General features: G+C 71.7%; 19 protein-coding genes. 6 read left to right on the top strand and 13 right to left on the bottom strand.

The window, feature by feature from the left end; genetic code table 11:
* Positions 1–94 precede the first annotated feature (94 nt).
* The 3 genes from ABZU43_RS28645 (at position 95) to ABZU43_RS28655 (ending at position 3,409) form a co-directional block, all read left to right on the top strand.
* Positions 95–574, top strand: a complete 480-nt coding sequence (locus ABZU43_RS28645; RefSeq protein WP_355009542.1) for a YbjN domain-containing protein — start codon at positions 95–97, stop codon at positions 572–574.
* 86 nt (positions 575–660) lie between these two features.
* A complete protein-coding gene (locus ABZU43_RS28650; RefSeq protein WP_355009599.1) occupies positions 661–2,232 on the top strand; it encodes a YbjN domain-containing protein in 1,572 nt (523 codons plus the stop codon).
* A gap of 124 nt (positions 2,233–2,356) precedes the next feature.
* Positions 2,357–3,409, top strand: a complete 1,053-nt coding sequence (locus tag ABZU43_RS28655) for an LPXTG cell wall anchor domain-containing protein (protein ID WP_355009543.1) — start codon at positions 2,357–2,359, stop codon at positions 3,407–3,409.
* 80 nt (positions 3,410–3,489) lie between these two features.
* On the opposite strand, the gene ABZU43_RS28660 is transcribed toward ABZU43_RS28655, so the two are convergent.
* The 6 genes from ABZU43_RS28660 to ABZU43_RS28685 form a co-directional block, all read right to left on the bottom strand.
* On the bottom strand, positions 3,490–5,178 hold the full coding sequence (locus ABZU43_RS28660) for a ribonuclease J (RefSeq protein WP_355009544.1): 1,689 nt from the start codon (positions 5,176–5,178) through the stop codon (positions 3,490–3,492).
* 52 nt (positions 5,179–5,230) lie between these two features.
* Positions 5,231–6,157, bottom strand: a complete 927-nt coding sequence (dapA, locus tag ABZU43_RS28665; protein ID WP_355009545.1) for a 4-hydroxy-tetrahydrodipicolinate synthase — start codon at positions 6,155–6,157, stop codon at positions 5,231–5,233.
* A 47-nt stretch (positions 6,158–6,204) separates the two neighbouring features.
* Complete coding sequence (gene thyX / locus ABZU43_RS28670; RefSeq protein WP_355009600.1) at positions 6,205–6,945, bottom strand: FAD-dependent thymidylate synthase; 741 nt, start codon at positions 6,943–6,945, stop codon at positions 6,205–6,207.
* Positions 6,946–7,701: 756 nt separating this feature from the next.
* Complete coding sequence (locus ABZU43_RS28675) at positions 7,702–8,235, bottom strand: hypothetical protein (RefSeq protein WP_355009546.1); 534 nt, start codon at positions 8,233–8,235, stop codon at positions 7,702–7,704.
* Positions 8,172–8,870 (bottom strand): DUF2752 domain-containing protein, encoded by a 699-nt coding sequence (locus ABZU43_RS28680; RefSeq protein WP_355009547.1) that lies wholly within the window; start codon positions 8,868–8,870, stop codon positions 8,172–8,174. The genes ABZU43_RS28675 and ABZU43_RS28680 overlap by 64 nt, the downstream gene beginning before the upstream one ends.
* A 4-nt stretch (positions 8,871–8,874) precedes the next feature.
* On the bottom strand, positions 8,875–10,104 hold the full coding sequence (locus ABZU43_RS28685) for a crosslink repair DNA glycosylase YcaQ family protein (RefSeq protein ID WP_355009548.1): 1,230 nt from the start codon (positions 10,102–10,104) through the stop codon (positions 8,875–8,877).
* 79 nt (positions 10,105–10,183) lie between these two features.
* On the opposite strand from ABZU43_RS28685, the gene ABZU43_RS28690 reads away from it, so the two are divergent.
* On the top strand, positions 10,184–10,735 hold the full coding sequence (locus ABZU43_RS28690) for a GNAT family N-acetyltransferase (protein WP_355009549.1): 552 nt from the start codon (positions 10,184–10,186) through the stop codon (positions 10,733–10,735).
* On the opposite strand, the gene ABZU43_RS28695 is transcribed toward ABZU43_RS28690, so the two are convergent.
* Complete coding sequence (locus tag ABZU43_RS28695) at positions 10,634–11,908, bottom strand: glycosyltransferase 87 family protein (protein WP_355009550.1); 1,275 nt, start codon at positions 11,906–11,908, stop codon at positions 10,634–10,636. The genes ABZU43_RS28690 and ABZU43_RS28695 overlap by 102 nt on opposite strands.
* Before the next feature lie 35 nt (positions 11,909–11,943).
* Between ABZU43_RS28695 and ABZU43_RS28700 the strand changes: the two genes are divergently transcribed.
* The gene (locus ABZU43_RS28700; protein WP_355009551.1) at positions 11,944–12,537 is read left to right on the top strand and encodes a GNAT family N-acetyltransferase; all 594 of its coding nucleotides are present in this window, start codon (positions 11,944–11,946) and stop codon (positions 12,535–12,537) included.
* A 10-nt stretch (positions 12,538–12,547) separates the two neighbouring features.
* Here ABZU43_RS28700 and ABZU43_RS28705 read toward each other — a convergent pair whose 3' ends face one another.
* The 4 genes from ABZU43_RS28705 to ABZU43_RS28720 all read right to left on the bottom strand — a co-directional run bounded on the left by ABZU43_RS28705 (position 12,548) and on the right by ABZU43_RS28720 (position 16,891).
* Positions 12,548–13,435 (bottom strand): carbohydrate ABC transporter permease, encoded by an 888-nt coding sequence (locus ABZU43_RS28705; protein ID WP_355009552.1) that lies wholly within the window; start codon positions 13,433–13,435, stop codon positions 12,548–12,550.
* Position 13,436: 1 nt separating this feature from the next.
* The gene (locus ABZU43_RS28710; protein WP_355009553.1) at positions 13,437–14,558 is read right to left on the bottom strand and encodes a sugar ABC transporter permease; all 1,122 of its coding nucleotides are present in this window, start codon (positions 14,556–14,558) and stop codon (positions 13,437–13,439) included.
* A gap of 77 nt (positions 14,559–14,635) precedes the next feature.
* Entirely contained in the window at positions 14,636–15,886 is a 1,251-nt protein-coding gene (locus tag ABZU43_RS28715; RefSeq protein WP_355009554.1) for an extracellular solute-binding protein, read from the bottom strand.
* 27 nt (positions 15,887–15,913) lie between these two features.
* Positions 15,914–16,891, bottom strand: coding sequence for a LacI family DNA-binding transcriptional regulator (locus ABZU43_RS28720; protein WP_355009555.1), 978 nt, complete (start codon positions 16,889–16,891; stop codon positions 15,914–15,916).
* A gap of 157 nt (positions 16,892–17,048) precedes the next feature.
* Here ABZU43_RS28720 and ABZU43_RS28725 point away from each other — a divergent pair, with 157 nt between their 5' ends.
* Complete coding sequence (locus tag ABZU43_RS28725; protein ID WP_355009556.1) at positions 17,049–19,166, top strand: glycogen debranching N-terminal domain-containing protein; 2,118 nt, start codon at positions 17,049–17,051, stop codon at positions 19,164–19,166.
* Positions 19,167–19,430: 264 nt separating this feature from the next.
* Here the strand turns inward: ABZU43_RS28725 and ABZU43_RS28730 are convergent, their stop codons facing one another.
* Positions 19,431–19,901 carry a GNAT family N-acetyltransferase gene (locus ABZU43_RS28730; protein ID WP_355009557.1) on the bottom strand — a complete coding sequence of 157 codons (471 nt, stop codon included), beginning with the start codon at positions 19,899–19,901 and terminating at the stop codon, positions 19,431–19,433.
* Positions 19,902–20,034: 133 nt separating this feature from the next.
* Positions 20,035–20,802 carry a 4-hydroxy-tetrahydrodipicolinate reductase gene (gene dapB, locus ABZU43_RS28735; RefSeq protein ID WP_355009558.1) on the bottom strand — a complete coding sequence of 256 codons (768 nt, stop codon included), beginning with the start codon at positions 20,800–20,802 and terminating at the stop codon, positions 20,035–20,037.
* Positions 20,803–20,830 lie beyond the last annotated feature (28 nt).

Genomic DNA, 20,830 nt, shown 5'->3' on the forward strand with positions numbered 1-20,830 from the left:
GGGCGGGCAGATCCCCGCTTTTCCGGGTCGTGTCCGCGCGTCGAAACACGAACCCCACCGCCGGTCGTGATATCCGCCTCAGAAGGGATGCCCCATGGCGTCGCCGGAAATCGAAGGCGATCCGGACGATCCACTGGCCGGGCACCCCGACTTGCTGCGTCCGCTGACCGGTGAACTGGTCGCCGCGGTGCTCGCTGCCCGGGGCCGGTCCGTCGGTCCGACCCCGGACGGCGACCTCGTCGGCCACTTCGACGACAACCTGATCTGGTTCCTTCGCGTCGGCGGGGACGGTGAGCTGCTCCAGATCCGCACCATGGTCGATCCGACCTTCGGCATCGAACGGGTGCCCGACCTGTACGCGTTCTGCAACTCGTGGAACCACGACCGGCTCTGGCCGAAGGCGTTCGTCCACGTCGCCGACGACGGTCGGGCCCGGGTGTACGGCGAGGTGATCACCGACCTGGAACGCGGCGTGACCCCACACCAGCTCGACCAGCTGCTCGACTGTGGCATCTCCACCGGCTGCCAGCTCGCCGTGGCGGTTCGTCGACTGCCCGGAGCGGTGCCGTCGTGACCGGCCGGGACGAGTTCACCGGCAGCCGCGCCGGCACGCCACCCACCCGTGCCGGTGAGCGGCTCGCGCGGGGCCGCGTACCGGCGCTGGAGGCCGCGCTCGCCGAGGCTCGTGACCTTCCCGACGGCCCGGCCCGGCAGGTGGCCCTGGAACGGCTCGCCGAGCGTGCCGACGCGGCCGGCGACGTCCGGTCCGGGATGGACGCACGGTTCGCGTTGATCGAGGCGTACCTGCTGCACGGGGAGCGGTGGCGTCTGGTCGAGCCGGTCCGGCGCTGCCGGGCCGCCGCCGACCACCGGCCCGACGTGCTCACCGAGACGGAGACCGGGCTGCTGCTGCGTTACCAGCGGTACGCGGTGGAGGCGCTGCTCGGCACTCCCCGGGTCGGGCTGGACCAGACCCGGTCCCTGCTGCACGACCTGGCCCACCGCGTCGGCACGGATGGTCCGGACACACCGACCGTGGCGGAGCTGCACTGCCGGATCGCCGATCATCTGGGCGACGAGCCCACCGCCCGGCACTGGTACGAGCGATGGTCCGGAAAACGGCCAGGCCCGGCCGGCGGCTGCCCGGGCTGCGCCTCGGCCCGGCGGGCCGAGCTGCTGGCCGGCTGGGGCGAGTGGAATGCCGCAGTGACCGAGCTCGGGAAAACCGACGGCGACCCGCAGGCCTGCACCGACCAGCCCGAGCGGGATCTGGTCGCCGGTCTGCTGCCGGCACTGCGCATCGGTGAGCCGGAACGGGCGGCGACAGCGCACGTGCGGGCGTACCGCCGGCACCGGCGGGAGCGCGCGGCGTTCCCGCACCTCGCCGCACACCTGCGGTTCTGCGCGCTGGGTGGGCATCTGGAGCGCGGGCTGGCCATCCTGGCCGAGCAGTTGCCCCGGTTGGACCGGCCGACCGACGACCTCGCCGCCATGGAGTTCGCCGCCGCCGGGGCACTGCTCTGCGGGCTGGCCACCGACGCAGGGCTGGGCGGGCGGACGATGCCCCGGCCCGCGTACGGCGAGCGGCCGGCCACCGAGTTGGACGTCGCCACGCTCGGGGCGCTGCTGCTCGGGGTGGCGAACGAGTTGGCTGGCAGCTTCGACGCGCGCAACGGCACGGGGCACCACTCCGGACGGATGGCCGCCTGGCTGGCCGTGCGCCCGCTCGCGGCGCCGGTTCCGCTGCCCAGTGACGACGAGCCTGACGAGCCCGACGACGACCGGTCCGACGTCGGGGTCGACGTCGAGGCCGAGCTGGGCGAACGCGAATTGTCGGCGCTCTCCCTCGGCATGATCACCGGGATCCTGGACGGGCGCGGCGACCGGTACCTGGTGGACGAGGGCGAGGCGGTGGTCGGCCACTGGGAGGGAACGGTGATCCAGTTCCGGCGGGCCGGTGAACGCGGCGAGGTGCTGCACGCCCGCGCCATGGCCAACCGCCGGTTGCCGGCCGCCCGCCGCGCCGAGGCGTACGCCTTCTGCAACGCGTGGAACCACGACCGGCTGCTGCCCAAGGCGTACGCGCACGACCTCGGCGACGAGTTGGTGCTGGCCGGCGACGTGGCCACCGACCTGGCGCACGGGGTCGCCCCGGCGCAGCTACGGGTCCTCATGGACGCCGCCATCGCCACCGGCATCGCGTACGCCGAGGCCGTCGCCGCGCTGCCCTGATTCGCGAGGGGCGCCAACGGTTGCAGTTGCCGCGCGGACTGCACGACATCCGACAGCTCGCAACCGGGAGAACGGCACCGGGGTGATATCGCCGTCAGCCCACCGCAACCCCTCGGGAGTCGTCATGAACCGCCCGCTCCGGTCCGGCATTCTCGGTGCCGCCGTGCTCGCCCTGTCCGCCCTCGCCACCCCAACCGTTGCCGGTGCCGCCCCTGCAAAGCCGACCGTCTCGCCGAGCACGACGGCCGGGAGCGCCGCGCCGACGATCCTGGCCCGGGCCGACATCGTCTTCCTCGGCGGCGACCCGTGGCACCCGTCGGGTCCGCTGGAGGTCAAAGTCGTCAACGAGGGTGGGACAGCGGCGAAGGGCTTCTTCGTGCTCCGCCTGCCACAGAATGCCGACCTGACCGCGGGCGGCGACTGCCGGGCCGGCGACGGTGCGCCCAGGACCTGGGTCTGCGGCGGCGCGGAACTGCCCGCCGGCGGCGATCGGACGTACCGCCTGACGGTGACCTCATCGGCCGCGCAGCCGGTCTTCGGCGCGACCGAGTGGGGTTCCGTGGCCGGTCAGGACGCCACTGGCCGCGCCGACCGACCCACCGAATTCCGGATCAACTGGCCGGACCGCACGACGCTGCGGCTACGGGCCACCGCCGGCCCGGTCGTCGACGGTGCCGCGACCATTCGGGTCCGGGTCACGAACACCGGCACATTCGACATCGGCGGGTACTCGTTGAACGTCGCCACCCCGGACGGGGTGCGGGTGACCGCACCCGGGTGCTCCGACAGCGGCCGGACGAACGGTGTGGGCTGCGAGATCCTGCGCGAGCGCCGCCTCGCGGACGGTGCCACGGACAGTTTCGACGTACGGGTGGCGGCCACCGGCGGCACGAAGAGCGTTCGGCTCTGGCTCGCGCCCACCAACCGGTACACCAACCCGGACACCTCGGTGACGCTCCGCCTGACCGCTGGCGGATCCGGCGGCGGCGCGGCCACCACCGCGCCACCGACCGACCCGACCACGCCGGCGACCCCGGCACCGGCCACGCCCGCCCCGGAGGCAACGGAACTGCCGCGCACCGGCACGACCACCATCGTGTACGGCCTGATCGGCGTGTCGCTGCTGACCCTCGGCGGCGGACTGCTGCTCCTGCGACGCCGGCTCCAGCACGGCTGACCCGCACTGGCGAGCCCAATCGTGAAAACGGCGATGCCCGCCCGCACCTCGTGTGCGGACGGGCATCGTGACGCGTGCGGTCAGACCTCGACGACGGTGGGCACGATCATCGGCCGACGACGGTACTTGTCGTTGACCCACCGCCCCACGGTCCGTCGGACGATCTGCTGAAGCTGGTGCGGGTCGGTGATGCCGTCCGCCGCGGCCCGGTTGAGCGCCTCGGTGACCAACGGCACCACCGGGTTGAACGCCTCCGGGTCTTCGGAGAAGCCCTTCGCGGAGAGCGTCGGGCCGGCGACCACCTTGCCGGTGACCGAGTCGACGACCACCGTGGTGGCGATGAACCCTCCGTCACCGAGGATCCGCCGTTCGGTGAGCAGCGACTCGCTGACGTCACCGACGGCGAGGCCGTCCACGTAGACGTACCGGCTCTTCACGTGCCCGACCAGGCTGGCTCGGCCCTCGACCAGGTCGACCACGTCGCCGTCCTCGCAGATCACCACCCGGTCGGCGGCAACCCCGGACTCGATGCCGAGCCGGGCGTGGGCGCGCAGGTGACGCCACTCGCCGTGCACGGGCATCAGGTTGCTCGGCCGGACCACGTTGAGCAGGTAGAGCAGTTCCCCGGCCGGGGCGTGCCCGGAGACGTGCACCTTGGCCACGTCCTTGTGCACGACCACCGCGCCGGCCCGCGCGAGCCGGTTGATCACCCGGTAGACCGAGGTCTCGTTGCCGGGCACCAGTGAGGAAGCCAGCACGACCGTGTCACCGGGGGCGATGGTGATGTGCCGGTGGTCGCCGCTGGCCATCCGGCCCAGCGCGCTCATCGGCTCACCCTGGGAACCTGTCGACATCAGCACGATCTCGTCCGGCGGCAGCGTGGTCGCCTCGTCGATGCTGATGACCAGGCCGGCCGGGATGTTGAGCAGGCCGAGGTCCCGGGCGATGCCCATGTTGCGGACCATGGACCGGCCGATCAGCGCGACCTTGCGGCCGTGCTCGGCGGCGGAGTCGAAGACCTGCTGCACGCGGTGCACGTGCGAGGCGAACGACGCCACGATGATCCGGCCCTTGGCCTTCGCGAAGATCGAGTCGAGCACCGGGCCGATCTCCCGCTCCGGGGTGACGAAACCGGGGATCTCCGCGTTGGTGGAGTCCGACAGCAGCAGGTCGACGCCTTCGGCGCCGAGCCGGGCGAAACCGGCCAGGTCGGTGATCCGGCCGTCCAGCGGCAACTGGTCCATCTTGAAGTCGCCGGTGTGCAGCACCAGGCCGGCGGGGGTGCGGATGGCCACCGCGAGGGCGTCCGGGATCGAGTGGTTGACAGCGAAGAACTCGCACTCGAACGGGCCGAGCCGCTCGCGACCGCCCTCACGCACGGTCAGCGTGTACGGCTGGATCCGCCGCTCGGCCAACTTCGCCTCGACCAGGGCGAGGGTGAACTGTGAGCCGACCAGCGGGATGTCGGGCTTGTGGGCGAGCAGGTACGGCACCGCGCCGATGTGGTCCTCGTGACCGTGCGTCAGCACGATCGCCTGGACGTCGGCCAGCCGGTCCAGGATCGGACCGAAGTCGGGCAGGATCAGATCCACACCCGGCTGCTCGACATCGGGGAACAACACGCCGCAGTCGACGATCAGCAACTTGCCGTCGTACTCGAAGACGGTCATGTTCCGACCGATGGCGCCGAGCCCGCCGAGCGGGATGATCCGCAGGCCACCTTCCGGCAGCGGCGGGGGTAGCTCCGCCTCGATGTGCGCCTCGGTCACGCGTCCACCTCATTCTGCGACGCCGTTACTCGACGTCCATCGTGTCGTTCGTTCATTCGGGCAGCTCCAGGCCCGCTGCCGCGAAGTCCGCGCGCAGCTGGGCAATCTCGTCGTCGGTGGCGTCCACCAGCGGGGGTCGCACCGGGCCGGCCGGCAGGCCCTGCGCTGCCAGGCCCGCCTTCACCAGGATCGCGCCCTGGGTGCGGAAGATGCCGGTGAACAGCGGCAGCAGCCGCCGGTGCAGCGCCAGCGCGGTCGCCATGTCTCCCGCGTCGTACGCATCGATCAGTTGTGCGGTCAGCCCCCCGGTGAAGTGCGTGGAGGTGCCGACCACGCCCACCGAACCGACGGCCAGCGCCGGCAGGGTGAGAGCGTCCTCGCCGCAGTAGAAGGCGAGAGCGGTCCGGCTGGTCACCCAGCTGGTGGCGGTCAGGTCGCCCTTGGCGTCCTTGACCGCGACGATCCGGCCGTGCTCGCCGAGCCGCACCAGCGTCTCGGTCTCGATCGGCACACCGGAACGGTGCGGGATGTCGTACAGCATCACCGGCAGGCCGGTGGCGTCGGCGACGGCCGTGAAGTGCCGGACCAACCCCGCCTGCGGCGGCTTGTTGTAGTACGGGGTGACCACCAGCAGGCCGTGCGCACCCGCCTTCTCGGCGGCTGCGGCCAGCTCGATGGTGTGCCGCGTGTCGTTGGTGCCAACGCCCGCGACCACCTTGGCCCGGTCACCGACAGCCTCCACCACGGCCCGGATCAGCTGCTCCTTCTCCGCTTCCGTGGTGGTCGGCGACTCGCCGGTGGTGCCGTTGACCACCAGCGCGTCGTTGCCCTGCTCGTCGACCAGGTGGCTCGCCAGCCGGGCGACGCCGTCGAGATCGAGGGAACCGTCGGGGGTGAACGGGGTCACCATGGCTGTGATCAGCCGGCCGAAGGGGCGGGACGCCGGTCGGGCCGCGGCATCGAGGTGGTCGTGCGTCATACCCTCCAACCTAGCGGACGACCAGCCGGAGCCCGCCGGGGAAGGGCTCAGGACGCCTCGTGCGGGCTGGCCGCCACCTCGGTGCCGTCCGACAGCGTGGAGATCACGAAGTCGGCGAACACGTTGGGGGCGACACCCTGCAGCTGGCGCAGGCACTCGACGGCCAGCTCACGGATCTCCACGTCGGCGTGCTCGGTGGCCCGCATCGCGATGAAGTGCCGCCAGGCCCGGTAGTTGCCGGAGACCACGATCCGGGTCTCGGTGGCGTTGGGCAGCACCGCACGGGCCGCCTGCCGGGCCTGCTTGCGGCGCAGCGTCGGGTTGGGCTCGTCGGAGAAGCGCTGCTCCAGGCCCTCAAGCAACTCGGTGTACGCCCGAACACTCGCCTCGGCGGCCTCCACGAACTTCTTGTGCAGCTCCGGGTCGTCGGCGATGACGGCCGGCTCGACCATTGCCGCGTCCCGCTCCGGGACGTAACGCTGGGAGAGCTGGGAGTACGAGAAGTGCCGGTGCCGGATCAACTCGTGGGTGAAGGAGCGGGACACCCCGGTGAAGTAGAAGGTGACCGACCCGTGCTCCAGCACACTCAGGTGCCCAACCTCGAGGATGTGCGCCAGGTAGCCGGCGTTGGTGGCGGTCGCCGGGTTCGGCTTCTTCCACGACTGGTAGCAGGCCCGACCGGCGAACTCGGCGAGCGCCTGGCCGCCCTCCGCGTCGGTCGACCACGGCACGTCGTCCGGGGCCGCGAATTGGGTCCACGCGATCAACTTGACCTGGGGCTGCACCATGTCCGGCATTCCTGGGACTTTAGTGGTGGGGTGCCGCCCGACCCAACTCAGGCGCGCCCCGTGCAATGTCGATCACTCAGACAACGACCCACCAACCGACGTCCCCGACTCTTGGGCCGAGGGCGAGGGCGAGGGCGAGGGCGAGGGCCTTGGCCGGGCCGGAGCCGGGAGCCAAGGGCGGGGCCTTAGGCCGGGGGCCGGGGGCCGGAGGCGCGGTCAGTGCCGACTGGACGTTGCCGGAGGTCCGGGGCCGAGGGGCCGGAGGCCGAGGGGCCGGAGGCCGAGGGGCCGGAGGCCGAGAGCGGGGCCTTGAGGCGGGGCGGGGCATCGTCGTCGAGACCCGGGCGGACGGTTCCGTCGGCGTCCTTTGGAGCTGAATCGTTGGCGACATCAGCCCCGGGATGGATGGGCCGACCAAGCCGACGACGGAGACCCGAGCGCCGCTCAGGCGCCCAAGCGACCCGAACAAGTTGAGCAGTTCGGCAGCGGCTTCCGCTCGCAAGATCGCGCAACATCCTGGATGTAGTGGCATCTGTCACGCCCGACCCCACTACATCCAGGATCGAGCGCGACCTTGGGGCGAGGCGCATCGGCTGCCGTGCGCCACGGGCGCGGATATGCAGGTGCCGACTAGGGTGATCGACTCGGGTTCCCGGAAGTCGGGGTATCCGGGTCAGGTGGATGGCCCGGTTTCCTGAATGCCGAGTCGATCATGGGTGTTCGGCGCAGGAGGAGACCCGTGATGTCGTAAACGAGTCAACTCCAAAGGACGCCAGGACAACGCACGCCGGCCGAGCCCGCATCCGCCCGCCGGCCGCATCCGGGCACCGGCCCGTCGGGCGGCGGCCCATCGGGCGGCGGCAGGTCGGGCGGCGGCAGGTCGGGCGGCGGCAGGTCGGGCGGCGGCAGGTCGGGCGGCGGCCCATCGGGCACTGGCGCCTCAGACGGCAGCCCCGCGGGCAACAACGCGGTCGGTAGCAGCCCGGCCGGCAGCAACGCGATCGGTAGCAGCCCGGCCGGTGGCAGCCCGGCCGGCAGCAACGCGATCGGTAGCAGCCCGGCCGGTAGCAGCCTGGCCGGCAGCAACGCGGCAGGTAGCAGCCCGGCCGGTAGCAGCGCGGCCGGTAGCAGCGCGGCCGGTAGCAGCGCGGCAGGTAGCAGCGCGGCCGGTAGCAGCGCGGCCGGTAGCAGCGCGGCCGGTAGCAGCGCGGCCGGTAGCAGCGCGGTCAGACGTAGAGCGAGGTGAACGGCGCCCAGGGCAGGTTGCGTAGCACCGAGAAGGCCAGCCACGCGGCCAGGAATCCGCCGATGACCTTCGAGCTGATCCGCAGCTCGGGTAGGCGCCAACCGAACGCCTGGTTTCCCGCCCAGGCCACGAAGAGGTACGCGAGGAACGGCAGCGCGAAGACGAACAGGAAGTGGTGCCGGGCGGCGGCCGGCAGGTCGGCGTGCAGCACGTACCAGAGCGCTCGGGTGCCACCGCAGCCCGGGCAGTCCAGCCCGGTGGTCAACTTGAGCAGGCAGGTGGGCGCGGCATCCGGGTCGGCGTAGGTCGGGTTGCTGAGCAGCGCGTAGCTCATGCCGATCGCGACGCAGCCGACCGCGGCCAGCGGCACTGCCCAGCGCGGGGAGCGTTCGTAGAGCCGCAACACGAATCGGGTGAGCCGGTCCGGTTCAGGCGCCGGGTAGCCACCTGGCGGGGTGGTCGGCCAACCCTCCGGACCGGACCCGCCGGGACCGAAGCCGCCGGGACCGAAGCCACCGGGACCAAAGCCGCCGGGACCAGCGGCAGCGGGACCAGAGCCAGCGGGACCGAAGCCACCGGGACCGAAGCCGCCGGGACCCGTACCACCGTCGGTCGGTGCCGTGTGGACGGCGCCGGGGGCTGGCTGCGGCTGGTCGACCGGTCCGGGAGCGCTCGTCACGCGCTCACGGTACACCGGACACGCCGGCCAACGCGGCGCTGAGCGGACCAGCCAGATCGCCGGCCGCTGGCGGGGCCACCGCATCCAGGCCGAGCCAACCAGCCAGGCGGTACAGCTCGGCGGCGAGCGCGACGGCGGTCTCCCCCGGGTCGGCGCCGGGTTCGAGCCAGGCGGCCGGTACGAGCAGCACCCCGGCCTTCCGGTCGGCCTTCAGGTCGACCCGGGCGGTGAACCGGTCGCCCTGCAGGAACGGCAACACGTAGTAGCCGAAGACCCGCTGTGGCGCCGGAACGTAGATCTCGATCCGGTAGGTGAAGTCGAACAGCCGCTCGGTGCGGGCGCGTTCCCAGATCAGCGGATCGAAGGGGCTGACCAGTGTGTTGCCCCGCACCCAGCGGGGCAATCGGGCGGACGCGTGCAGCCAAGCTGGCTGTCGCCAGCCCGCCACGGTGACCGGCACCAGCTCACCGGCCTCGGCCAGTTCGGCGACGGCCTGCCGGGCGCCGGCCAGCGGCAACCGGAAGTAGTCGCGCAGCTCCGGCTCGGCGGCGACCCCGAGGGACCGCGCGGCGAGGGAAACCAACGTCCGGTACGCCTCGGCGTCGGTCGGGGTGGGCGCGGCCAGCACCGCCGCTGGCAGCACCCGTTCGGGCAGGTCGTAGCGGCGGGCGAAGGAGGTGCTGCGCTCGGCGGCGGTCACCTCGCCGGCCCAGAACAGGAACTCCAACGCGCGCTTGACCGCTGACCAGTTCCACCCCCAGTTGCCGGTCTCGCGGGGGGCGTCGTGCTCGATCTCCGCGGCGGTGAGCGGCCCCCGGGCGGCCACCTCGTCGCGGACCCAGGCGACCAGTTCCGGCTGCTCCTGGGCGATCCGCCGCATGCCGCCCCAGGATTCGCTGTGCGCCCGGGCCATTCGCCAGCGCAGCATCGGGTGCAGCTCCACCGGGACCAGCGACGCCTCATGACCCCAGTATTCGAACAGGTCACGCGGGCGTCGGTAGGCGGCCTGGTCGAGCAACGTGGTCGGATAGGGCCCGAGCCGGCTGTAGAGCGGCAGGTAGTGCGCGCGTTGCAGCACGTTGACCGAGTCCATCTGGATCAGCCCGACCCGGCCCAGCACGCGACGCAGGTGCCGGCGGGTGGGCGTGCCCGTGGGCGCCGGGTCGGCGAAGCCCTGGGCGGCGAGCGCCACACGGCGGGCCTGGGCGAGAGAGAGTGATTCCGGCGCGGTCATCGTCGGCGACCTTAATTCATCGGTACGACTCCGGTGCGGGAAGCTGGACGTGACGACCAACGGGGCATAGAACGGTGCAATGCTGACCATCCGTCGGGAGGAGCCGGACGACGCCGAGGCGGTCGCCCTGGTACACGTGCACGGCTGGCAGGCGGGCTACGCCGGCTTCATGCCGGACGAGGTGCTCGGGCGGCTCAACGTGGTGGCCTGGGCGCAGCGTCGTCGCGACGTTGGCACAGCCGATCCGGAACACCCGTTCATCACCCTGCTCGGGGAGGTGGACGGGTCGGTGGTGGGCTTCACCACCTTCGGGCCGTACCGCCGCAACCAGGACCGGGACGACCTGGACCCGACGGTCGGCGAGGTGGTGGCGCTCTACGTGGAGCCGGCCCACTGGGGTGACGGGACCGCGGCGGCGTTGCTGGACGCCGCCCGGTGCGGGCTCACCGAGCGGGGCTGGGCCGACTACCGGGCGTGGGTGCTGGCGGACAACCGGCGGGCCCGGCGGTTCTGCGAACGCGCCGGCCTGTCACCGGACGGTGAGCGGTCGACCTACCAGGTGCCGCTGGCCGGTGGGGGCCCGCCGGTCGGGCTGGTCGAGCTGCGGTACGCCGGACGCCTCGACAGCTGACCCGTTCGGGGTCAGCCACCGGCGGATGGGCAGGAAAGCCAACAGCGCGAGACTGATCCACACGTAGGCGTTGCTGCCCAGGAAGCCGTCGACGCCGGTGAAGTCCTTCTCCCAGACCCAGACGGTCCGGCTGATCAGCAGCGCGTACCCGATGGTCGCGGCGACCAGCAGGACCCGCCGTCGGCGGCCGGCCGGCGCGGCCATCGCGTTGTCGACGAGCAGGATCAACGCGGGCAGCAGCCAGACCAGGTGGTGCACCCAGGTGACCGGGCTGACCAGGCACATCACCGCGCCGGTGAGCGCCAGGCCGGTCGCCTCGTCGCCGGCCGCGACGGCGGCCCGGGACCGCCAGGCCCAGAGCGCCAGGGTGCCGAGCACCAGCAGCAGCCAGAGCACTGTGCTCGGGTGCTCCGGGTCGAGCCGGGCGACCACCCCGCGCAGCGACTGGTTGGAGACGAAGGCCAACTCGCCCACCCGTCCGGTGTTCCACAGGGCCTCGGTCCAGAACTCCCGGGACGCGTCCGGGAAGAGCGCGGCGGCCAGCAACGACACCCCGGCGGCGGTGCCGCTGGCGGTGAGCGCCGCCCGCCACCGCCCGGTCACCAGCAGGTAGACGATGAACACGCCGGGGGTCAGTTTGATCGCCGTGGCGAGGCCGATGCCCACCCCGGTCCACCGGTTGCCGGCCGGCATCAGTCGCAGCAGGTCGACCGCCACCAGGAAGAGCAGCAGCGTGTTGACCTGGCCGAAGTTGACGGTCTCCCGCATCGGTTCGAACGCGGCGGCCAGGCACAGCGCCACGGCGAGGGCGAACCACCGGGTCCACCCGGCGCGGCGGGCGATCGGGTCGACGAGCCACCAGATCAGCACCGTGGTGGTGGCCACGCTGGCGAGGACGCTCACCACGATCGCGGCCGTCCACGGCAGGTACGCCATCGGCAGCATGACCAGGGCGGCGAACGGCGGGTAGGTGAAGCCGTACTGGGTGTTCGGCTTGAGGTAGTCGTAGATCTCCCCGCCGTCGTGCACCCACCACGTCAACGCGCCGTAGTAGACCTTCAAGTCGAAGAAGCCGTGCCGCACGGCAGCGACGGCGAGGAACCCGGTGACCGCCGCGGCGAGCACCACCACCCCGACGACCTGCGCGGTCGTCCTGTTGGCACCCTGCGCCACCGTCGTCTCCCCCGCCCTGCGTAGGCTTCCGTCCCATGGCTCTCGGGTACGTCCGCCCGGCGCGTCCCGAGGACGCCGGCGAGATCGCACGCATCCAGCTCGCGACCTGGCGGGTCGCGTATCGCCGGATCCTGCCTCGGCATGTGCTCGACAACCTGGACGAGGCGTTCCTCGCCCGGCGGTGGAGCGCCGCCGTGCTGGAGCCGCCCTCGGGCGCGCACCGGGTGCTGGTCGCCGTCGAACAGGCCGAGCAATCGTATCTGGTGGGGTTCGCCGCCTCCGGCCCGGCCGACGGCGAGGCTCTCGCCCCGGGTGAGCCGGCCGACGCGCTCGGCCCGGACGTGGCCGCGGTGACCGACCTGCTGGTGGAGCCGCGGTGGGGTCGGCGCGGGCACGGTAGTCGGCTGCTCGCCGCCGCCGTCGACCTGTGGCGGGAGGACGGCATGAGTCGGGCGGTGGCCTGGGCGTTCGACGGTGACGAGGCGACCCGGAAGTTCCTCACCAGCACCGGCTGGGAGCCCGACGGCGCGGCCCGGGCGCTTGACGTCGACGACATGCTGGTGCCTCAGGTGCGCCTGCACGTGGCGGTGCCCACCGAGCCACTCGCCGAGGACCGCCCCGGCGAGTGACCCGGCCGGGTCAGCCCTTGTCGGAGCCGTCGTTGGCGTCGCGGACGAAGTACCGCTGGAACACCACGAAGATGATCGCCACCGGGATGGTGGCCAGTAGCGCGGCGCCGAGCTTGAGCGGGTACTGGGTGCCCTTGCCGAGGGAGCCGCTGACCAGGTCGGCCAGTCCGCGCGGCAGGGTGAACAGGTCCGGGTCCTGCACCGACACCAGGCTGTGTGGGAACTCGTTCCAGGACCCCTGGAACGACAGGATGGTCAGGGTGATCAGCGCCGGTTTCGCCATCGGCAGCACCACCGACCAGAAGGTACGGAAGATGCTCGCCCCGTCGATCCGGGCGGCCTCCTCGACACTCACCGGGATCGACTCGAAGAACTGTTTCATGATGAACACGCCCGCCGCGTCGGCCAGCAGCGGCACCACCAGACCGGCGTAGCTGTTGTAGAGGCCGAGCTGGTTGAGCACCAGGAACTTCGGGATGAGCAGCACCACCCCGGGCACCGCCATCACCGCGATGACCGCGGCGAACAGCCCGCCGCGGCCGCGGAACCGCAGCCGGGCCAGCGCGTACCCGGCGAGCGAGTCGAAGAACACCCGACCGAGGGTGACCAGCACCGTCACCAGCAGCGAGTTGCCCAGCCACAGCGGGAAGTTGGTGCCGGCGAAGATCCGTTCGAAGCCGGCCAGTGTGAGCGGGTCCGGGAACGGTGACAGCGGGTTCGCCGCCGCGTCGGGCTCGGTCTTGAGCGAGTTGCCGATCTGGATGACGAACGGGTAGAGGAACACCAGCCCGAAGAAGACGAGCGTGGCGTACCCGAGGAAGCGGGTGGCGAGGGTGCGGGCCGCGCGCTGGTGTCGCCGCGCGGGCGCCGCCGCCGGGCGGTCGGTGAGCACTGCCATCTCAGGACCTCTCCGGTACGCGTCGACGCCGCCAGCCGCGTCGCGGCCGGTCGGTGTCCCGCTCGGCCAGCGCCCGGCGCTGGATCAGCGTGAGCACGATGATGATCAGGAACAGGACGAACGAGATCGCCGCGCCGGAGCCGTAGTCGAAGTCCCGGAAGGCGGTCCGGTACGACAGGTACGCCGGGGTGAGTGTGGTCTTGGCCGGGTCACCCTGGCTCATCACGTACACCTGGTCGAAGACCTGCCAGGAGCCGATCGTGCCGAGGGTGAGCACCAGGAAGGTGGTGGGTCTGATCATCGGCAGGGTGACGTACCGGAAGCGCTGCCACCGGGACGCGCCGTCGAGGGTGCTGGCCTCGTCAAGCGTTACCGGCACGTTCTGCAGCCCGGCGAGGAACATCAGCATGAAGGTGCCGGACGTGGTCCAGATGACCAACGTGATGATCGACATCATCGCCACGCTCGGGCCGGCCAACCAGTCCCACCAGGTCAGCCCGAACGGGCCGCCGTCGGTCAGTGCCGCCGGTGGCGAGTCCACGCCGACCGCGCCGAACAGCAGGTGCAGCACGCCCCGGGAGTCGGCGAACCACTCCGGGCCGTCGATGCCGACGAAGCCGAGCAGCGCGTTCACCGCGCCGGAGTTGGCGAAGAGGAACAGGAACACCACGCTGATCGCGACCGAGCTGGTGACCGAGGGGAAGTAGAAGGCGCTGCGGAAGAAGCTCTTGCCCTTGAGCATCCGGTTGTTGACGACCAACGCCAGTCCGAGCGCGAGCACCGTCTGCGCCGGCACCACGATCGCCACGTAGTAGATGTTGTTGCGGATGCTCGTCATGAAGTCGCGGCGGGCCAGCCCGTCCTCGGTGAACAACTGGGTGTAGTTGTGGCCGCCGACGAACGGGACGTCGCCGGTGAACGGGCTGCCCTGGCCGTTCCAGTCGGTGAGGCTGACCCAGAGCGCCATCAGGATCGGCAGCAGCAGGAACAGCCCCAGAATGACGATCACCGGCGCGACGAAGAGCCAGCCGGCGAGGTTCTCGTTGCTGCGGATGCCGCCTCTGCGTCGGCGGGGACCCGACCCGGGCGCGGTCGTCGCGGCGGTCAGTGTCTCGGTTGCCATCTTCCCTCCCTCCCTTCCTCTCTCCGGCCGACGTGCGGCGGGGGCCCCGGTGATCACCCGGGGCCCCCGCCGTCACCTCAGCTGCCGCCGAGCGCCGCCTTGGCGTTCTTGTCGAAGTTCTGCAGGATGGTCTTCGGGTCGCCGTTGGCCAGCGCCTGCAGACCGGTGTCGAGGTCCTTGAGGACGCTGTCCATCTTCGGGGCGTTCACCGGGCCCTGGGCGTACGCGGCGCCGTCGATGAACACCTTGTCGGCCGGGAAGGCGGCGGTGTACTGCTCGCCCGCCGACTGCCGGGACGGCATGACGCCGAACGCCTTGGCGAAGGCCATCTGCTGCTCGCCGCTGGTCATCGCCTCGACGAACTTGATCGCCTGGTCCTTGTGCTTGCTCTTGGCGGCGACACCCCAGCACTGGGTGAAGGAGAGGGTGCCCTGCCCCTTGGGGCCGGCCGGCAGCGCCACGACCTTGTACTTCACGTTCGGGAAGTCGTTCTGCAGGGCACCCTTGATCCAGTTGCCCTCGATGGTCATCACGGCCTTGCCCTTGCCGAACGCCTCACCGGACCAGCCGGCGTCGAGCTGCTTCGGGTACTTGGCCAGCCCGGTCGTGAGCAGGGTTTTGACGTACTGGAGGGCGGCCAGGTTCTCCGGGGTGTCCGCCGTGGGCTGCTTGCCGTCCTTGCTGGTCAGCCAGCCACCGTTCTGCACCATGAAGGCGCCGATCCGGTCCCGGGTGTCACCGATGGCGAGCGGGACCTGCCCCTTCGCCTTGATCTTCTGGGCGACCGCGGTGAGCTGGTCCCAGGTCGTCGGCACGTCGGCGTCGGTCAGCCCGGCCCTGGTCCACAGGTCGGTGTTGATCTGGAGGGCCAGGGTCGAGAAGTCCTTCGGCGCGCAGTAGAGCTTGCCGTCGTACGTGAAGGCGGTGCGCAGGCTCTCGTAGAAGTCGCCCGGGTTGCTGACCCTGTCGCCGTACGGCTCGAGGGCGCCGACGCTCGCGTAGTCGGCGAACTGGGCCGCGTCCACGTAGAAGACGTCCGGCGGGGTGCCGCCGGCGAGAGCCTGACCGAGCTGCTGGGTGAGGTCCTGCGCCGGGGTGACAGTCGCTGTGTTGCCGGAGCTGCCGGCCCACTTCGCGGCGGCGTCCTGCACCGCCTTGGTCTCGGCCTCGCCGGACGAGCCGATCAGGATCTGCAGGCTGGCCGGCCCGCTGGACTGGGCGGTGTCGCCAGAGGAGTCGTCGAAGCCGCTGCCGCAGGCGGCGGAGCCGAGGAGGGCGACGGCGGCGAGGCCGGCCACCGCGGCCCGGGTGATTGTTCGGGGTGCCATGGTTTCTCCTGGTGGGGGGGTGTGGAACTACGCGGTGTGCCGCAGCGCCAGCGAGGGCTGGAGCAGCACGGGGGTAGGGGTCTCGCGGTCGCCGTCGAGGACCCCGGTGAGCAGGTCCACGCAGCGGGCGGCGGCGTCGCCGAGCGGTTGGCTGACGCTCGTCAGCCCGACCGCGGCGGCCACCGGCGTGTCGTCGAAGCCGATCACCGACACCTGCGGGTCGACGCCGCGGATCGCCTGGAGGGCACCGAGGGCGAGTGAGTCGCTGGCGCAGACCACGGCGCTCGGCGCCACGGCGACGAGCAGGTCACGCATCAGCCGCTCCCCCTCGGCGATGCCGTCCTCGGTCTCCCGGTGCAGCCCGGTCGGGTCGACGCCGGCTGCGCGCAGCGCGTCGCGCCAGCCGGCCCTCCGGTCGTCGCCGACGCCGGAACCGTCGGGCCAGCCGATGAAGGCGATCCGCCGGTGGCCGGCGTCCAGCAGGCGCCGGGTGGCCTGGGCGGTGCCGGCGGCGCCGTCCACGTCCACCCAGGGGTGCACGTCGAGCGCGTCCCACGGGCGGCCGAAGGTCACGAACGGTACGTCCCGGTCGGCGAGCCATTCGGTACGCGGGTCGCCGTACTTGGTGCCCACCAGCACGAACGCGTCCAACTCGTAGGTGCCGAGCAGGTCGCCGTAGGTGGCGATCTCCCGTTCGTCGTCGGTGGCGGTGTAGAGCAGCACCCGGTAGCCGGCGGCGTCGGCGGTCTCGGTGAGGCCGTGCAGGAAGCGGTCGAGCACGGAGCCGTTGATGCCGTCGCGGGTCGGGTCGATGCGGGCGGCGATGAGGCGGGACCGGCCGGTACGCATCTGTCGGGCGGCCTGGTTGGCCCGGTAGCCGAGCGCGTTGATCGCGTCCTGGACCCGCTGACGGGTCTCCTGCCGCACGATGTGCGGGCTGTTGAGGACGTTGGACACGGTCTGCCGGCTGACTCGGGCGTGCCGGGCCACCGTCGCGATGGTCACCTTTTCGGCCACTTAATCCCTCTCGCCATCTTGAACGATCCAATTTAGATAAGGCAGGATTGGATCGTTCAAGTTTCTGGAATGTTTCGCACTTTGCACCGCCAGGGGCGCGTTGTCAAGATGGCCGCCCCGCACCCCGAGGATCTGGAGCCACACCGTGATCGAACGCCAGCTGCAACCCCTCCTGCACGAGTTGGTAGGGGTGGTCTTCGCCCCGACCAGCGCGCTGGGGGACGCGACCGGGCAGATCCGCCCGACCGGCGTCCAGGGCGTCTTCCACGCCGACGCCCGGGTGCTCTCCCGCGCCGAGCTGCGGGTCGACGAACGGGAACTCGAGGGGCTGACCCGCGGCGACGACGGCCCACACGGTGCACGCTTCGTCGGCCTGGCCCGCTGGCTCGGCGACCCCACCCCCGACCCGACGGTCCGCGTCGACCGCCTGCGCCGGGCCACCCGCAACGGCCTCACCGAGGAGCTGCGGATCGTCTCCACCGCCACTGTCGACGTAAACGCCACCGTCACCGTCGACCTCGGCTGCGACCTGGCACCCATCGAGGCCGTCAAGTCCGGTGGCGCCGCCGCCGCGCTGGAGGCCAGGACCGGCCAGCCGGGCGTGCTCACCTGGTCGGGAGCAGGAATCACAGTCACCGTCACCGCGTCCGACGCGGACGTGCTGGCCGACGCCGAGCGTGCCACCGCGCCACGGCTGGCGTGGGCGGTCCACCTGCCTCCCGGCGGCGAGACCGTGCTGCGCTGGCAGTTGACCGTCGAGGACCCGCGCGCCGTCGTCGTCGGCCCAGCCGGCGAGCCGGAGTGGTCCCGACCCGAGGTGACCGCCGACGACCGACGCCTCGTCCGACTGCTGGACCGCAGCCTCGACGATCTGCGCGGCCTCCGACTGGCCGAGACCGGCGCCCCCGGGGACGTGTTCCTCGCCGCCGGCGTGCCCTGGTTCCTCACCCTGTTCGGCCGGGACAGCCTCTGGGCCGCCCGGATGATGCTGCCGCTCGGCACCGACCTGGCCGCCGGCACCCTGCGCGTACTCGCCCGCCGGCAGGGCACCCGGTTCGACCCGGCGACCGGCGAAGCCCCCGGCAAGATCCTGCACGAGCTGCGCCGACACGAGTTCACGGTGCCCGGCAACGGCCTGCGCCTTCCGCCGGCGTACTACGGCACCGTCGACGCCACGATGCTCTGGGTCAACCTGCTGCACGACGCGTGGCGCTGGGGCATGCCCGCCGAGCAGGTCGAGCCCCTGCTGCCGCACCTGGAGGCGGCTCTGCGCTGGCTCGGCGAACACGCCGACCCGGACGGCGACGGCCTGGTCGAGTACGTCGACACCACCGGGCACGGGCTGTCCAACCAGGGTTGGAAGGACTCCGGTGACGCCGTCCGATTCCGCGACGGCACCCTGGCCACCGCGCCGATCGTGCTGGCCGAGGTGCAGGGTTACGCGCACGAGGCGGCCGTGAACGGAGCCGCCCTCCTGGACGCCTTCGGCCGACCGGACGCCGACCGCTGGCGCGAGCACGCCGCCGCGCTCGTCGGCCGGTTCCGCAGGAGCTTCTGGGTCGACGGCCGCCACGGCCCGCAGCCCGCGCTCGCCCTCGACCGCGACAAGCGCCCGGTCGACTCGCTGACCAGCAACATCGGCCACCTGCTCGGCACCGGCCTGCTCGACCGGGACGAGGAAGCCCAGGTCGCGCGCCTGCTCACCACGGACACCATGGCCGCCGGGTTCGGGCTGCGGACCATGTCCAGCGACGACGCCGGCTTCAGCCCGCTGTCGTACCACTGTGGCTCGATCTGGACCCACGACACAGCGATCGTGCTCGGTGGGCTGGCCCGCGCCGGGCACCGGGAGGCCGCGCTCGGCCTGACCGAAGGTCTGCTCAGCGCGGCCGAGGCGTTCGACTACCGGATGCCGGAGCTGTACGGCGGCGACGACCGCTCACTGGTTAACCGGCCGGTGCCGTACCCGGCCGCGTGCCGACCGCAGGCGTGGGCCGCGACGGGTGCGGTGCTGCTGCTCCAGGCCGCCGCGGGGCTCTACCCGGACGTGCCGGGCGGCACGGTCCGACTGGCACCCCTGGCGGGAGCAGAGTTGGGTGCCGTAGCGGTCGACGGCCTCCGCGTGGCCAACACCCCGGTGCACGTGTCTGTCGACCGCACTGGCGAAGCCACAGTCACCAACCTCCCCACCCCGCTAACCCCAACCCCAACCCCAACCCTCCCCACCCAACGCCGCCCAAAATCCCCAACCCACCCCGCCTAACCCGCCCCAGCCCTTGACCCTCCCCAGCCCTTGACCCCTCCCCGGCGCCCCGTCCCCGCCGGCGCCCGTCCCCGCCCCACCCCACCGGTCGATCATGGAGTTGTGGTGGGCGACAGTTCCGTGTACGACCCATTTGTGGGGCACCACAACTCCATGATCGACGCCGGCCCAGGCTCGCCGCCCCGGCGATCTTGCAGTTTCGGTTGCCGTTACGGGTGGGATGTTCTCTATGTCGCGACAGGAAGTGCTAGATCGCGGAGGGGGTCAGGGGGCTCGTTCGGCGATCAGCTCTTCGTCGTCGACCGCGCCTGTCGGGTGGAAGCCCAGGGACTCGTAGAGGGCGGCAGCCTGGGTGTTGTCGGGGTGGTACGAGAGGCGGACCGGGGGGTTGCCCTCTCGGGCCGCCAGCCAGGGGGCCAGCGTCTGCACGGTGGCCCTGCCGACGCCCTGGCCCTGCTCGGCGGCGTCGATCAGCATCCCGCCGATCCAGTGTGAGCCGTCGTCGTCCACTCCCCACATGACGTGACCGACGACGGTCTCGTCGGCGTACACCGCGAGCGAGTTCCACACCTCGGAGCGGGTGCTCAGCAGCAGGTAGCGCGCGCCCAGCGCGGCCACGAAGCGGCGCTGGTCGTCGCGCGGGGCGACGTCGGCCACCGCACGCCAGTTGTCGTCGTCCACCGGTCGCAGCGTCACTCGCCGCCCGCGCCGGTCCAGGTGTCCACCATCAATCATCGGCGGATGCTACCCGGTCGGTCCGCGTGCGGAGATCTTGGACAGTTTCCGTCAGCGCGTGACTGAATAGTCAGCGCGTGACGGCAACTGTCCAAGATCTGTGCCAGCAACGAGGGAGCGGGAAGGTCTGAGCTCAGTCGAGCAGGGCGTCCAGGCCGACGGTGAGGCCGGGGCGGTTGCGCACCGCGCGGACGGCCAGCAGCACACCCGGCATGAACGACACCCGGTCGTACGAGTCGTGCCGGATGGTCAGCGTCTCGCCGGTACCGCCGAACAGCACCTCCTGGTGGGCCACCAGGCCGGTGGCGCGCACCGCGTGGACGCGTACCCCGTCGATGTCGGCGCCGCGCGCACCCGACACCTCGTCCTTCGTGGCGTCCGGGACCGGGCCGAGGCCGGCCTCGGCGCGGGCCCGGGCGATCTGCCGGGCGGTGTGGGTGGCGGTGCCACTCGGGGCGTCCAGCTTGCGCGGGTGATGCTGCTCGATGATCTCGACGGACTCGAAGTGTCGGGCTGCCCGCGCGGCGAACTGCATCATCAGTACCGCGCCGATACCGAAGTTCGGGGCGATGACCACGCCCACCTCGGGCCTGTCGGCCAGCCAGCCGCGCACCTGCTCCAGCCGCTGCTCGGTGAAGCCGGTCGTGCCGACCACCGCGCTGATGCCCTGCTCGATGCACCACTGGAGGTTGTCCATGACGACGTCCGGCGTGGTGAAGTCGACGACCACCTCGGCGGTGGAGACGGCGGAACGGTCGTCACCCTGGTCGATCGACGCCACCAGGGCGAGGTCGTCGGCGGCGTCGACAGCCTTGCAGACCTCGATGCCCATCCGGCCGCGGGCTCCGAACACGCCGACCCGCACCAGCCCGGCGGGGGTCTTCTCCTGCTCGTCAGTCACGGGGCACAACCTATCCCAATCGGGACGG

The organism is Micromonospora sp. NPDC005205 (assembly GCF_040608275.1).
GTDB lineage: Bacteria > Actinomycetota > Actinomycetes > Mycobacteriales > Micromonosporaceae > Micromonospora.

What these genes read in the sequence shown, in the direction of transcription:
- ABZU43_RS28690 (WP_355009549.1), top strand. Translation starts at nt 10,184, where the DNA reads ATGCTGACCATCCGTCGGGAGGAGCCGGACGACGCCGAGGCGGTCGCC.
- ABZU43_RS28705 (WP_355009552.1), bottom strand. Translation starts at nt 13,435, where the DNA reads ATGGCAGTGCTCACCGACCGCCCGGCGGCGGCGCCCGCGCGGCGACAC.
- dapA (WP_355009545.1), bottom strand. Translation starts at nt 6,157, where the DNA reads ATGACGCACGACCACCTCGATGCCGCGGCCCGACCGGCGTCCCGCCCC.
- ABZU43_RS28655 (WP_355009543.1), top strand. Translation starts at nt 2,357, where the DNA reads ATGAACCGCCCGCTCCGGTCCGGCATTCTCGGTGCCGCCGTGCTCGCC.
- ABZU43_RS28700 (WP_355009551.1), top strand. Translation starts at nt 11,944, where the DNA reads ATGGCTCTCGGGTACGTCCGCCCGGCGCGTCCCGAGGACGCCGGCGAG.
- ABZU43_RS28685 (WP_355009548.1), bottom strand. Translation starts at nt 10,104, where the DNA reads ATGACCGCGCCGGAATCACTCTCTCTCGCCCAGGCCCGCCGTGTGGCG.
- ABZU43_RS28645 (WP_355009542.1), top strand. Translation starts at nt 95, where the DNA reads ATGGCGTCGCCGGAAATCGAAGGCGATCCGGACGATCCACTGGCCGGG.
- ABZU43_RS28715 (WP_355009554.1), bottom strand. Translation starts at nt 15,886, where the DNA reads ATGGCACCCCGAACAATCACCCGGGCCGCGGTGGCCGGCCTCGCCGCC.
- ABZU43_RS28710 (WP_355009553.1), bottom strand. Translation starts at nt 14,558, where the DNA reads ATGGCAACCGAGACACTGACCGCCGCGACGACCGCGCCCGGGTCGGGT.
- ABZU43_RS28730 (WP_355009557.1), bottom strand. Translation starts at nt 19,901, where the DNA reads ATGATTGATGGTGGACACCTGGACCGGCGCGGGCGGCGAGTGACGCTG.
- thyX (WP_355009600.1), bottom strand. Translation starts at nt 6,945, where the DNA reads ATGGTGCAGCCCCAGGTCAAGTTGATCGCGTGGACCCAATTCGCGGCC.